The sequence below is a fragment of the Halorubrum salipaludis genome (assembly GCF_002286985.1).
In the GTDB taxonomy this organism is placed as follows: Archaea; Halobacteriota; Halobacteria; order Halobacteriales; family Haloferacaceae; genus Halorubrum; species Halorubrum salipaludis.
The window spans coordinates 51,948-64,868 of record NZ_NSKC01000010.1 but is presented as its reverse complement, the minus strand read 5'-3'; the positions used below and the strand labels follow the sequence as shown (position 1 = coordinate 64,868).

Annotated in this window: 13 protein-coding genes; 5 read left to right on the top strand and 8 right to left on the bottom strand. The window is 59.7% G+C overall.

From position 1 onward, the window contains the following. The first annotated feature begins 43 nt into the window (after nt 1-43). Nucleotides 44-589, top strand: a complete 546-nt coding sequence (locus CK500_RS14560) for a hypothetical protein (protein ID WP_095637945.1) — start codon at nt 44-46, stop codon at nt 587-589. Here the strand turns inward: CK500_RS14560 and CK500_RS14555 are convergent. The 3 genes from CK500_RS14555 to CK500_RS14545 all read right to left on the bottom strand — a co-directional run bounded on the left by CK500_RS14555 (nt 583) and on the right by CK500_RS14545 (nt 2,093). Continuing rightward, nucleotides 583-1,104 (bottom strand): winged helix-turn-helix transcriptional regulator, encoded by a 522-nt coding sequence (locus tag CK500_RS14555; RefSeq protein ID WP_095637944.1) that lies wholly within the window; start codon nt 1,102-1,104, stop codon nt 583-585. The two genes, CK500_RS14560 and CK500_RS14555, sit on opposite strands and share 7 nt — an antisense overlap. 3 nt (nt 1,105-1,107) lie before the next feature. Beyond that, nucleotides 1,108-1,413 carry a hypothetical protein gene (locus tag CK500_RS14550; protein ID WP_095637943.1) on the bottom strand — a complete coding sequence of 102 codons (306 nt, stop codon included), beginning with the start codon at nt 1,411-1,413 and terminating at the stop codon, nt 1,108-1,110. Between the two features lie 158 nt (nt 1,414-1,571). Next, complete coding sequence (locus CK500_RS14545; RefSeq protein ID WP_095637942.1) at nt 1,572-2,093, bottom strand: ArsR/SmtB family transcription factor; 522 nt, start codon at nt 2,091-2,093, stop codon at nt 1,572-1,574. Nucleotides 2,094-2,294: 201 nt separating this feature from the next. Between CK500_RS14545 and CK500_RS14540 the strand changes: the two genes are divergently transcribed. The 3 genes from CK500_RS14540 to CK500_RS14530 are packed head-to-tail and all read left to right on the top strand — an operon-like array spanning nt 2,295 to nt 5,116. Next, nucleotides 2,295-2,510: a heavy-metal-associated domain-containing protein gene (locus tag CK500_RS14540; RefSeq protein WP_095637941.1), complete on the top strand. Its 216-nt coding sequence runs from the start codon at nt 2,295-2,297 to the stop codon at nt 2,508-2,510. A gap of 4 nt (nt 2,511-2,514) precedes the next feature. Next, nucleotides 2,515-4,434, top strand: coding sequence for a heavy metal translocating P-type ATPase (locus tag CK500_RS14535; protein ID WP_095637940.1), 1,920 nt, complete (start codon nt 2,515-2,517; stop codon nt 4,432-4,434). A gap of 28 nt (nt 4,435-4,462) precedes the next feature. Then, nucleotides 4,463-5,116 (top strand): hypothetical protein, encoded by a 654-nt coding sequence (locus CK500_RS14530; RefSeq protein ID WP_058984794.1) that lies wholly within the window; start codon nt 4,463-4,465, stop codon nt 5,114-5,116. A 36-nt stretch (nt 5,117-5,152) separates the two neighbouring features. Here CK500_RS14530 and CK500_RS14525 read toward each other — a convergent pair whose 3' ends face one another. From CK500_RS14525 to CK500_RS14505, 5 genes are all read right to left on the bottom strand, one after another. Then, entirely contained in the window at nt 5,153-6,385 is a 1,233-nt protein-coding gene (locus tag CK500_RS14525; RefSeq protein WP_095637939.1) for a phage integrase SAM-like domain-containing protein, read from the bottom strand. 276 nt (nt 6,386-6,661) lie between these two features. Then, entirely contained in the window at nt 6,662-7,066 is a 405-nt protein-coding gene (locus CK500_RS14520; protein ID WP_095637938.1) for a hypothetical protein, read from the bottom strand. Then, a complete protein-coding gene (locus tag CK500_RS14515) occupies nt 7,063-7,881 on the bottom strand; it encodes a ParA family protein (protein ID WP_095637937.1) in 819 nt (272 codons plus the stop codon). Before CK500_RS14515 ends, CK500_RS14520 begins: the two co-directional genes overlap by 4 nt. Nucleotides 7,882-8,276: 395 nt before the next feature. Next, complete coding sequence (locus CK500_RS14510; RefSeq protein ID WP_095637936.1) at nt 8,277-10,718, bottom strand: DUF262 domain-containing protein; 2,442 nt, start codon at nt 10,716-10,718, stop codon at nt 8,277-8,279. 63 nt (nt 10,719-10,781) lie between these two features. Then, nucleotides 10,782-11,888 (bottom strand): competence protein CoiA family protein, encoded by a 1,107-nt coding sequence (locus CK500_RS14505; RefSeq protein ID WP_198951578.1) that lies wholly within the window; start codon nt 11,886-11,888, stop codon nt 10,782-10,784. A gap of 108 nt (nt 11,889-11,996) precedes the next feature. On the opposite strand from CK500_RS14505, the gene CK500_RS14500 reads away from it, so the two are divergent. After that, the gene (locus tag CK500_RS14500) at nt 11,997-12,902 is read left to right on the top strand and encodes a hypothetical protein (protein WP_095637935.1); all 906 of its coding nucleotides are present in this window, start codon (nt 11,997-11,999) and stop codon (nt 12,900-12,902) included. Nucleotides 12,903-12,921 lie beyond the last annotated feature (19 nt).

Genomic DNA, 12,921 nt, shown 5'->3' with positions numbered 1-12,921 from the left:
CGGATGGCTGTCCGGACGTCGTCGAAACGACGGGGGCCTCGTGATGTCCGAACTCGTGTGGCTACTCGACCGGGGTGCCGCCCTGGTAGCGTATCCGTTGCTGTACCTCGCTGTCCTCACGGGCATCTTCTACAATACCGAGGCATTTGGTATCCTCCACAGGGGTGCGCAACGCGTTCACATCGAACTCTCGGTGTTCGCAATGATCGTGACCGCACTCCACGCAGGCCTAGGTATCCTCGATAGTTGGTTCGTGGTCACCGGGCAAGCACCGGCACCGGCGTATTCGCTGTCGTACTTCCTCGGCGGGATCGCCGTCGGTGTCGGAGCGCTACTGTTGCTCGTCGTCGCCGTTCTCGGGTTCACGGATGCGACGCGGTTCGATCAGCCGTGGGGGCCTCGGGTCGTCCATGCGTTCGCCTACGGCGGGTTTGTATTCGCGACGCTTCATGCGGCTGCCATCGGCACCGATTTGACGGGTCTCATCACCCCGCTTCTCGGGCCGACAGTCATGTTTCTCGTGTACGTGCTCCTGTTGCGTCTGCTCGTGCTCCGTGGTACAGTCACGGTCGGGACGTCCCCTCAATAACCCTCCCAGAGGTCCAGCAGCCGGTCAACGACGCGGTCTGTGAACGACTGACGGTGGATCGTGTAGAGATACGTGACGCGGTCCGCATCGGTGACCTCGTATATGACGCGCCGGCCATCCCGCTCTTTCGTGACGAGACCGGCATCAGTAAGGTTCGAGAGATGCCACGAGATGGTCGACTGGGCTTTGTCCAGGCGGTCGCTCAGTTCGCTCGTTGTGAGCGGCCCGTCCGCGAGGAGATGGGCGAGGATTCGACGGCTGTATTCCCGCCGGAGGGCGTTCATTACAGTCCGGTCGGTCTCATCGAACTCGGCGGCCGGGTAATAGCGGGTGTACTGGCCATCGTCGGACACCTCTATGAGGCCTTCATCGACGAGCCACCGGAGCTGGTACTGGAGCGTCCCCTGCGCGTACTCGAGTTCGTCAAGGAGCCGGCGGAAGTGGATGCCTGGGTTGTCGGCGACGGACTGGTAGATTGCCCGGCGGGACGCTAACTCCAGGTCTGGCTCCGACATTGCTCAGGTTCTGGCAAGGGCGACGAAGAACGTGAGCAGGCCGCCCAATATGAGTAGCGCACTGGCGTGTTCGAGCAGTTCGAGGGTTGCGTAGGGGAGGTACGGGATCAAGAAGTATTCGAGGAACACGATGAGTCCGTAGAGGCCGAACATACCGTACCCGACTGCAACGATTCGCATTCGCGGGTCACGCTCGCGGCGCCACGCGCGATAACTGAACGCGCCGAGCGCGGCTGCAACCAGGAAGACGCCGAGGCTGACGTACTGTTCGAGAAGCTGTGCGAGTTCGAGGAGTTGTGCTGATTGCATAGAGTTCCCACCGGGCGGTCGGACACGATGTAGTGGTCCCATTACCAGAGTCAGGACGGTGGGGGAAAACGGTTGGCGTCCAATCGTCGAATCTATTTCCAATCGACCGTTTCCCGTCGGAAATACCGCCAAAGAGCGGTAGCTGGTGGGTTCGAAGCTCAGTCCCGGTACGACCGGACGAACGCACGCCGCAGGACAGTCAGGAGGACGTACGTCTCGTACTTCTGGGTTCGACAGTGTTCACAGGGCTGCATGTCCGCGACGATTTCCTCAATCGTGTCGTCGTACGCGTCCGTGAGCGTGGCGAGTACGTCCGTAATCTGGGGCTGGACGGCATCGACCATCTCCTCGACGGCGGCGTCGGCCGAATCTGGTAGTGAGTACGAGAGGACGATCGTGTTTGCGTGGTAGTACTTCGTCGTCCCACCGCGCCCCTCCTCGAAGCGAACGACATCGACAAGGCCCGCGTCCCGGAGCTCGTTGATGTGGTGGCGAACCGTGTTCTCCGTCCGGTCGACGCCGCGGTCCTCAAGACGCCCGTGGACCTCGGTCGCAGTCAGGGCCTCCTCGGCCAGAATATCGAGGATCATTGCCCGCATCGGCTCGTCGATGGCGTCCGAAACCCGGGTGTCTCGCACCGCAATGTCGTCGAGACGGTGGTCGGCATCGGAATTACTCATACGAGAACTGAGCGCGAGCACGCGGGAAAAGGTAGCGGGACAGAAGTCAGGCAGGTATCTATCGTGGAGTCGAGTACAGAATGGATCCGGGATAGCAAAAGCCCTAGACGACCTGTTTGACTGTTCCAACGACCCGTCTCCGAATTCAAACATATCATCTAAAAAATACTTATTGGGGTATGGGCACTACCTCAAACTGTAATGAGCGACACAACCCAATTCCGCGTCCTCGACTTCGATTGCCCGACCTGCGCGAGCACCGTCGAACGCGCCCTGTCGAACGTCGACGGCGTCCAGCACGTCGAAGTCCACTACGCGACCGGCCGCGTCGAAATCGAGTACGACGACAACGTCGCGGACCCCTACGTCTTCGCAGAGACCATCGAAAACCAGGGGTACACGCCCCAGCCCGCCTAACACCATGAACAAACAATCGATCACGCAGTACTACCGGAAACACCGGAAGGCCATCGTCACGGCAACGAGCGGCCTGCTCTACGGCGGTGGCTGGAGTCTGGGCTACCTCACGAGTTTCGAGATGGCAAGCGCCGCCATCCTCGTCCTCGCGACGATCGTGGGTGGCTACGACATCGCCAAGACCGCCTACCACGAGGTCACCAACCGGACGCTCGGCATCAAGACGCTGGTGACGCTGGCCGCCATCGGGGCCATCATCATCGGGGAGTACTGGGAGGCCGCCGCCGTCGTCTTCCTGTTCAGCCTCGGCAGCTACCTCGAGGGACGGACGATGCGGAAGACCCGGACTGCCCTCCAGGAGCTGCTGGAGATGACGCCCGACACGGCGACTGTCCGTCGCGACGGGGAACTCCAAGAAGTCCCCGCCCGCGAGGTCGAAGAGAGCGAAGTCGTCGTCGTAAAGCCAGGCGGGAAGATTCCGGTTGACGGCACCGTCGTCGACGGCGAGAGCGCCGTCAACCAAGCACCAGTCACCGGCGAGAGCGCGCCCGTCCACAAGGCCGACGGCGACGAGGTCTACGCCGGGACGGTCAATCAAGAAGGCGCACTGGAGATCCGAACGACGGGTGCGGGCTCGGATACGACGCTCGAACGGATCATCCGCCGTGTCGAGGAGGCCCAAGAGGCTCAGTCGCCGACCGAGAGTCTCATTGACCGGTTCGCGAAGTATTACACGCCGGCCGTCATCGTGCTCGCTATCGGTGCGTACGCCGTCACGCAGAACGCGATCCTGTCGCTGACCCTGTTGGTCATCGGCTGTCCCGGCGCGCTGGTCATCGGGCCACCGGTCAGCATCGTCTCGGCCATCGGCAACGCCGCTCGGTCTGGCGTGCTGATGAAGGGCGGCGAACACCTCGAACGCGCCGGCAAGATCGACCTTGTCGCCTTCGACAAGACCGGCACCCTCACAAAGGGCGAGACCACCGTCGCCGATGTTGAGGGGTTCGGCGTTGCTGATGACGAGGTCCTCTCACTCGCGGCGACCGCCGAGAAGAAGAGCGAACACCACCTCGCTGACGCCATCGTCGACGCGGCCCGCGAGGATCCGACCGCCGCGACGGACGGCGGAACGACGGTCGCCCAAGCGGACGATACGGACGCGGGGCGCCAGTCGGTCCCCGATCCGGATGACTTCGACGTAGTCGCTGGCAAGGGCGTCATCGCCCACGCCGATGGCCAGGAAGTTGTTGTCGGCAACCGCGCACTGCTGGCCGACCGCGACATTGACGTCCCCAGCCGGGTCGCCGACTACGTCCGCGAGCGTGAGGGGCGCGGCGAGACAGTCGTCCACGTCGTTCGAGACGGGGACATCATCGGCGCGATTGCGATGCGGGACGAGCTCCGGGAGGCCGCTCCTGGGGTCGTCGCGGCGCTCCAAGACGCTGGCATCGAGACGGTGATGCTCACCGGCGACAACGAGCGGACGGCCGCTGCCGTTGCCGAGGAGGTCGGTATCGACGAGTACCGTGCCGAACTCCTCCCCGAGGACAAGCAGTCCGTCATCGAGGGCTACCAGGCCGACGGCCACGTCGTCGCGATGGTCGGCGACGGCATCAACGACGCGCCATCGCTGGCGACCGCCGACGTCGGCATCGCGATGGGTGCTGCGGGGACGGACACCGCCATCGAGACGGCTGACATGGCGTTGATGGCCGACGATCTCGAACGGATCCCGTACGCGGTCAAACTGAGCAAGGCGACGCGCTGGAACGTCCTCGAGAACGTCGGGCTGGCAGTGTTGACCGTGACCGTCCTCCTCGCGGGCGTGCTCACCAGCTACGTCACCCTCGCGTCGGGAATGCTGGTCCACGAGGCCAGCGTCCTCCTCGTCATCCTCAACGGGATGCGACTGCTCCGCTACTGACCACGAGACACGATCACAACCACAACTCATGACATCGAATTCGACTGCGACTGACACGACCCAGACGAGAACCAATTGGCAGGTCGACTACGACGTCGACCCGATCGAAATCCGCGACCCCGTCGCGGAGGCCCTCGGCGTCCTCGAACCGGGCGAACCGTTCGTCGTCACCTACCGGGACGCGGTGAAAGAAGCGGGCCACTCCTGTCCGACAGCCTCGGGCGCCTACCGGATCGTCCAGCTCGGGCTCGACGCCCTGTATCCCGACGACTATCCAGTCCGGAGCAAAATCGAGGTCCAGACGGCCGGCCCGCAGGACGATGCCGCGTACGGCGTGATGAGCCGCATCATCTCGTACGTGACTGGCGCGACCGGCGATGACGGATTCAGCGGGCTCGCCGGCGGCTATGGCGGCCGCCGCGACCTCCTCGTCTTCGACGCGTTCGACCCGGACACGGCGGACCCGACGTTCCGGTTCCGGCGAACCGACACGGACGAGACCGTCGAAGTGGCCTACCACGTCAGCGACGTTCCTGGCGGTGGACCCGCGATCGGGAACCTCCAGGGGATTCTCGACGGATCGGCAAGCGACCAGCAACGGGAGGCCTTTGCTGACGCCTGGCACCGCCGGGTACAGGTCGTCCTCAGCGACGACTCGCTGTTCACCGTCGACGCGGTGTGAACGCGACGGTCTACCCCTCACACTCGAAATATGTTACTACGGTATACTATCGATCTCCTCGAGCGCCTCAGTAGCGACATCACCGAGTTCTCCGGCCTCGATATGTGAATACCGCTCTCTCACCATCTCCTCTGAATTGTCGAGATACCGGGCGGCAACCGTGTATCCGAATGCTCGAACGAGAACTTCACCCATTCCACGCCGGCCGCCGTGTGGAGCAAGGTAATCGTGTTTCGGATGGTCGATGTCTATCTCTGCAGCTTCTGAGAGCCGTTGGAGAATCGATCGTGTGCCGTCCGTCGTAATCGAGGGCGGCCGAATATCCTCATCGAGCGCCAGGAGGAGGTCGCGAGCGTACTCCTCACGGCGTTCGGCGATTGCCTCCGTATGTTCCCCTCGGTCGGCGAGCTCATCCTGGACGAGCCCTGCGAGCGTCCGCTGGTCGAACGTGGGAAACACCGGCCAGCGCCCCGTCGGTGGGTCCATCAGCTGGCGGTAGCTCCGCAGCGGCGAGATCACCGGGTCGGGGAGACTCGCGGCGTCCCATTGCTGTTTCTTCCGGTAGACGTCCATACTGCCGTCGTCGAGGGAGAGGTCCTCCCAGCGGACGCCGCGCCGGCGCGGGTCGTTCGGATCGCGGAGGAGTTCGCCGACGCGGACGGCGGTGTACGCGAGGACGAACACCAGCGCCCGGTCACGAGCCGCCTTCAGCGCCGCGTAGCGTGCTCGCTGCTTGTCGAGGGGGTCAGTACCCTCCGGGAGTGTCGTGTACGCCTCGACGGCGTAGCGGGCCCGTTCGTCGACGTGACGGGTGAGGGCGTGGCGCTGCTCGGACGTCCAGGCCTGCTGGTCGCCGGGCTTGCGACCGTCGTCCTCCGGCAGCGGCGCCATCGCACTGGCCCGCTGCGCGTAATGCGCCTCGAGATATCCCTCGTTGACGCACCAGCCACACCAGGCAGAGATATAGCGGTAATAGGTTTGTACTGTGTTCTGCTTGAGTCCCCGATCTCCACCGAGATGTCGGGCGTACTCCCGGAACACGCGTTCGTCGAGATCGTCGAAGGTCGGCTCGCGGTCGACGTCGTCGGGGACGATCCCGGTCCAGTCGTCGGCGCCGCGGTCGCCGGCGGCCCACTCGGCGAACCGTTCGAGCTCGCGTGCAGCGTTACGTCGATAGTTCCCACCGTCGCCGCCGCGGCCTTTCCCCTTGTCTTGGAGGTAGCGCTCGAAGCTGTCGTCGAGCGGCGTCGAAAGCGCTCGGTCAGGCATTCACCGGCCCTCCACCGTCCTGCGGGCCCGGTCTCGGGTCCTCTACCCTGGGGGAAGCGTCGTCGTGAGGCGGTTGCAGCATTCGTGCTTCACCGACGGCGGCGGGGTACTTCAAACTGGTCGTGATTATTGGCATAATCAGGACCACTTTCTGTATTCGAACCTTCGGGAGAATTCGGGAGTCTAGAGTCTCTTACCGTCGGAATTCCGCACTACAGGAAATTGTATATCGTATATCGCTATACAAAATCTCGGGCCCCGCTCTGCGCGAGGTCATTAGTCGCCGAGTTCCGAGAGCCGAGTCTGGATTTCCTCGGCATCTGCCTCAGAGAGCGCCTCAACACCGAACTGAACGAGGAGCGGGTAGAAGTGGCGGTTCTTTTTAAACTCGTCCTGACCCGCCTTGCGGAGCTTCAGCTGGGACTCGAGGTAGGTGTCCTCCATCTCGTCGAGGACATCGTCGGGAATGTAGATCGTCCGCCCGTTCCACTCGTCCTTGATGTTCGTCTTCGTTTTGCTCGTTTCGTTCGTTTCACTCGTTGAAGTCGATTCGGTCGTTTCGGTCGATGAACTGGTTTCCACCGTTTCACTCACCTCACTCGTTTCGCTGGATTCGACCTCATCGTCCTCCTCTTCGTAGTTGCCCTCGATGCCGGAAGCATCGCCCCAGCCGTCGGTCATGCTTCCACCTCCTCAGGTGCGGTCTTCTCAAACGTCTCGTCGAACAGGTCGGCGATCTCGTTGAACAGGTCGCGTGCATCCTCGACGCGCTGGTTCTCCTTGCCGAAGCCGAAGACGGACACACCCTCGCCAATCGACTGGGAGAGGTCGGTCCGCTTCGGGATCTCGAACACTGGGAGGGAGTACGCCGACTTGATCTCCTCGATAGTGTCACGGTGCTCGGCGTTCTGCTCGACACGGTTACAGACGATGGCGAGCCGATTGATGTCTCCGTACGCCTGTTCGAGGGAACTCAGCTGCTTCGCGAAAATCTGGAGGCTGTTGGCGTTGAGCTTCTCGGGAATGACGGGGATGACGACGTTGCCGGTCGCGACCAGGGCGTTGTCGGTGAGGACGTTCAGGGATGGCGGCGTGTCGACAATGATGTAGTCGTAGTCCTTGTCGAGCTCGTCAAGAGTCATCTCCAACCGCTCGCGACTCTTCGGCGCCTCAAGCAGCGTCTGGATGTTCTTGTTGTTCGCGAGTTTCTCGCTGGCGGGAAGGATGTCGAATTCCTCGTGCTCGACGATGATGTCGTTCACCGACTCCATCTGGTCGAAGTCGAGGACGTCGAACAGCGTCGTACGGTCGGTATCGTAGTACAGATCGTTGTAGCCAAGCGAGCAGGTGAGCCCTCCGTGGTAGTCGATGTCGACCAGGAGGACGTCGTGACCTCGGGCGGCGAGTGCGCCGCCAGTATGAATGACGTCGGTTGTCTTCCCCGCGCCTCCCTTCTGATTCGCCACCGTGATTCGTGCGGTATTGGTGTCGGTCATTATCTTCGTTTCTCTCGTTGTGATCGTTTCGTTCGTTTTGGTCGTTTAGTTCGGTGCGTTCGGTGAGGGTGTTTCACTCGGTGAGAGGATTACTACGATGTTAAAACCAACTGTTCGTTTCGCTCGTTGAACTAATTGCGTTCATTTCTATCACTCAATTCGTTCCGTTCGTTTTGTTCGTTTCTGCTAAAGGCCAACCAAAGACAAACCAGTTCGTTTGGAGAATTCAATTCATCAACCTCGTTTACTTCACACCATTCATTCTATTCGTTTCGTTCGTTCCTTTCGTTTCGGCAAAGGAGGTCGGCACCTTCTGTGGGGATGGCGAAGCTGGATAGGATAGTCAGCTGAGAAGGCTTCGACAGGTACTCGCAAAACCGACTTCTCAGAGGGGGTTAAAGCGATCGGACGGACAGACGTTTCTCAAACTCTTGGTCCGTCTTCTCTCGAATTTCGTGGCGTACCTCATCTTGGTCGGATTCAATCCCGAACTCGTCCTCAAACGAATCGAACCCAAGCGTCGACAGAATATCCAAGAGGAGCTCGATTCGTCGATCCTGCAGAGTCTCGTAGGTCCAGAAGGAGTTGAAATACGCCACTACATCGGCGTCCACATTCGAAACGTCACCGCAATCGTGCTGCTCACGGAGTTTGTCAAGGGATTCGCGATCGACGTTGCCGTATTCGGCCGTGAAATACCGATTGGGGTAGATACTGGCGAAACCGTCGATCTCGGAGTAGTACTGCGTCATCTTCTCGGCGAGTGGCCGATTACTCGCCCCGATATTATCGGTGTCACGGAGCAGGAGGAAGTTCCCGATATCGTCGATGAAGCCCTGCGTGATGAACTCCGAGATATTGTCTTTCAGTCGCTCCTCCTCTTCGTCGAGATCAGAGCGCTGCACCAGCTCGGTATAGCGTTCGATCTCTGACGCGATCTCGATGTCCGGCTCCGAGTCGAGTTTGAAAAACTCCCGAAGCCACGTCGGGTCTTCCGGGTCGCTGACGGGAGTCTGCGGGAGGACGTGTTCGAGATGGATGTTCCCCATGTTCAGGTCTCGCTCGACGGCACGACTACTGTCGTCGAAGTGATCCTGGGCGATCTTCCCGAAGAGCAGTCGCGCCGTTCCGGTACTCCAGGACTGCGTCTGAACGACCGTATCGACGAACCGGTCGCCGAACAGCGTTGGCGTAGAGGAACGCATTTCGGTAATGAGATACTCTCGAGAAGCCTCGTACACACTATCTGGAGTGGCGTCGGCGGTTGGGGCGAGGTTGAACTCCTCGACGGCCTCGATGAAGACCTCGCGGAAAATACTCGGGCGTTCAGAAATGAGGAGGCGTCGCAGGTTGAGTTTCTCGATGGTCTCTAGTACGCGGTGGAACTGTGCTGCATCCCGTTCCGATTCAGGATTGGTGTGATAGTAGAGCGCCAGGACGAATGGCCGCCACTGGTCCATCTGTTGGTTATTGAGGCGAACAAGGATTTCCCGACACTGCTCTCGGTGACTGGCTAACTCAAGGTCCTCAGCGGCGAGTTCCGTGGTTGTGATATCTTGGTAGTAGTCAACGAGGTCGTGCGCGTAGTCGAGGAAGGCCTTCGCTTCATCGAGATTCCGAAGGCGCGGGACGACATCCGAGTCGATGTTCCTCGTGTCGAAGGCGTTGGTCAGTTCGGCGCTCGCGTCACCAATCCTGTCGATGCCATCGTCGACGATACTCAAATAGATCGAGAGGTAGTCGTCGATGGCGTCACCATCGGTTGCGAACGCCACCACGATGTCCTCCCACTTGTCGACGTACTCGTCTTTCACGTCGGTATCGAAGAAGGCGTTCACGACCGCCGCCCTGATACGGTCGATCTTCGTCAGATCGACGCCACGGTCGTTCAAAATCTCGAATATCTGCATCCGGAAGTCCGACTCCGCCTCTCGAATCAGGTACTCCCCGACGTGGTAGGAGTTATAGACGTAGTTGAGGATGTTCACGAGCGCTCGCACCGTCTCGTCCGGCGTGTCGGCGTCGGCGACGACGCCGCTGATCTTCTCGTCGTAGAACTCGTAGGCCTTCAACAACCGCCGGTGTGAGCGGTACAGTTTGAAGAACGCCCCCAAGGAGAGCGAGTCAGTATCCAAGTCCGCGAGGTCATCGTCCGTGGTGCCGAACCGGTCCAGACATTCCGAGACTTGTACTGCATCGCTGTTGTTCCCGTGGATGCTGAAGTCGGCCTCGTTCTTGAGGTAGTCCACCTGGGCGGAGGGCCCCATCATGAGGGCTTTGAAAAATTCAGCGTCGTGTTTGTTCAGCGTGAGCCGAGGCTCACGTTTGCCGAACGACTCCTCTACATAGAGGATATCGGTGATTCGCCCGATCCCGTAGTCCCGGAACTCCGCCAGGGTATCGTCCTCGATAGAAGCTGGGTCGACGTCCTCGAGGTGCTCCATAAGGACGCGCAACAGCAGGTGGGTCGTCGTCAGGCGCTGTTGGCCGTCGATGACCTCATACACCTGTTTGTCGTCGTTGACCGCGAAGTACATCGAGCTGAAGAACACGTCCGACACCTCGCGTCGGTCAGCGACCAGGTCGGCATTCACGAACTGCTCGATGTCCGACCAATACTGTTCGTGGTGGATGTTCTTCCACGAGTACAGTCGCTGGTACTCTGGTACGTTGAACTTCTGATCGGTGAGGACCTCCCCCAGAGTCCGTTTCTCCATCTCGAAATTCTCGGCCGTAATCGGCCGAACTACCTTCCCATCACCGACATTCCGGGTATCGAGATCTCTGCCATCGTAGTCGATGTACTTATCATACAAATCGTCAGCCTCGTCCGACATTATTGACGGCTGTTTGTAGTCCGTCCATTTACCGTTGTGGGCGGGTTTTCGGGCCGAGTCAGGTCACCCCAACAGGTTAGCCAGTTCGTGGAGGCTCTCTTTGAGATTACGCTCGAACTCAGTAGAGACGGTGATAAACTCGCCATCGTCGCTGTGTTCCTTGTACTTTCCCAGCGAAAGAGCGAGCTCCCCGCTCGGAGTTGCAACGAGCTTGAAGATAACCGAAGTGCTCTGCAATCCGGTTTCCAGCCACGCCTTTTCGATATCTGCCCATTCGCCAGCGGAGGTATCTGCTGAATCAACCTCGTAAGCCAAGCTGTGAACCTTCCCCCGATTCCGAGAGTGTTCAGTCTGAACTGGAGCGAGCACGTGTTCAGTACCGCGGACCTGCTTCCCGAGCTGAAGCATGGTCCGCCCGTCAGGCGTCTCGGTGAGTTTGAACCACTTCTGGTATGGGTCATACGAGGCACTCAACCACCAGAATCCGAGATCGTTCCAGTCCGATTGGCCTCCCTGATCGAACTTCCCGTACTCCCATGCTCGACGAAGCCCCTCGCTGTGTTCAGCTAGATATTCTCGCGGCAGGACGACGTCCATCGAGGGATTGGCTGGCTTTGATTGTCGGAGCCAGTGGATGACGCCGTGATACCCGTCGCTGAAGTCGTGTTGGACCGCGTGAGGCCAAGTCGGAAGAATGCCAGAGAGATCGACGTTGAATCCGGAGAAGTCCTCTTCTCCCAACCAGAGGACGCTGTACTCTGCAGCGAGATACTCAGCGGTTACTGCGTCGACATCCTTGTCCTCGTGTTTGTGCTGTACTTCGACGCCGATGCCCCGGCCCTCAGGGAATCGGGGCTGTGGAAACTCAACGAGAATATCGGCACGCCGGTCACCCAGCTGCTGTTCGAGTCCGATTGTGGCGTCGGGATACTCGGTCGTGAGCTTCGAATACGCGATTGATTTCATCCGCAAATGAGGTGGAGATTCACCGCCACAGTCAGTCTCCTCTTCAGCAGCGTGGTAGAAATGCCGCGCGACGAACGACCCCTTCCGGCGATGGGAGTCGCGAATTTTCAATTGATCGCCGCACTTCGGACACTCGAGGAAATCCCCTTTCTGTACCTGATTCGGGATGACCTCGGTACCGTCGTGGAGGGCCAAGAACGGCATACTAGTTGTCGCAGTTTAGCAGCCCACCTATAGAATAATACCCCTGTTGTGCCCCTCGCTTGAGAGGTACATCTATTTAATCCGAGAGTCAGTCAGCCATCAGTAAGAATGGTGTCAGTCTCACTTCTCGAATTTGCCAACGCCAATCGACCCATCTACTTCAAACCAGAAACCGACATAGAGGTATTTGACGATGACGAGGAAGAGTGGAATCCGCTGTTCAAATCCTCATACTCCCTTTCAGCACTCATTAAAGCGCTCAAAGCGAACAGAATAGAAGCTGGGAACGTCCGCTTCGAGGACTCGGTCGCCCAGGAGTATCTTCACCACCTCAAGGAAACAGGGATTGATGACCAGCTGCATCACGAGGACCTAATGAATCGTGACCGGCTCGTGGCGTTTGCTGACGCAGGATACACAACGGTCGACGACCTCCTGGGGACAGCGGATCCGATCGATATCTCCAAAGATACCGGTGTGGACCGCGATGTCGTCTCCAGTATCGCGACGAACCATCTCGACGGCTTCTCGTCAGGGAGTTCATTCGGTGATACAGGCCCGCTACAACAATTGAATCCAAAGGACTCGTTCACTGGATGGGACCTCGTAGAGGCGTCCTCAAACCGGGTTCGGTGGGTTTCGGCCGGGCGGTTCAACCTTACCATCAGTCCGGCGCCGGACGGGAGTACTACAATCGCATGCAACGCACCAGAAGCAGAGCGGAACGCCTGGTATCGGAAAGGCCGTTCAATCGAAGCGGGACCCGATGAGTCGTTAACCCCCGAGGAAGCCCTAGAACAGTCTCACGAATGGTTGAAAGCGCATCAGCTGGAATACGAGGACGATCTCGCCGAACTCCCTCGAATCGGGGCGGCGACCAAGGATTACCTCGCGCTCGAATACGGGATCACATCGCGAGAGGGACTCCGAACATTTGCAGAGGACCAACCTGATGAGTTCGACGACATCTTTGGCTCTCCTGGAAGTGACCTCAGAGAAGCACTGGAACGGTAACTCGGCCACCGCACACCCT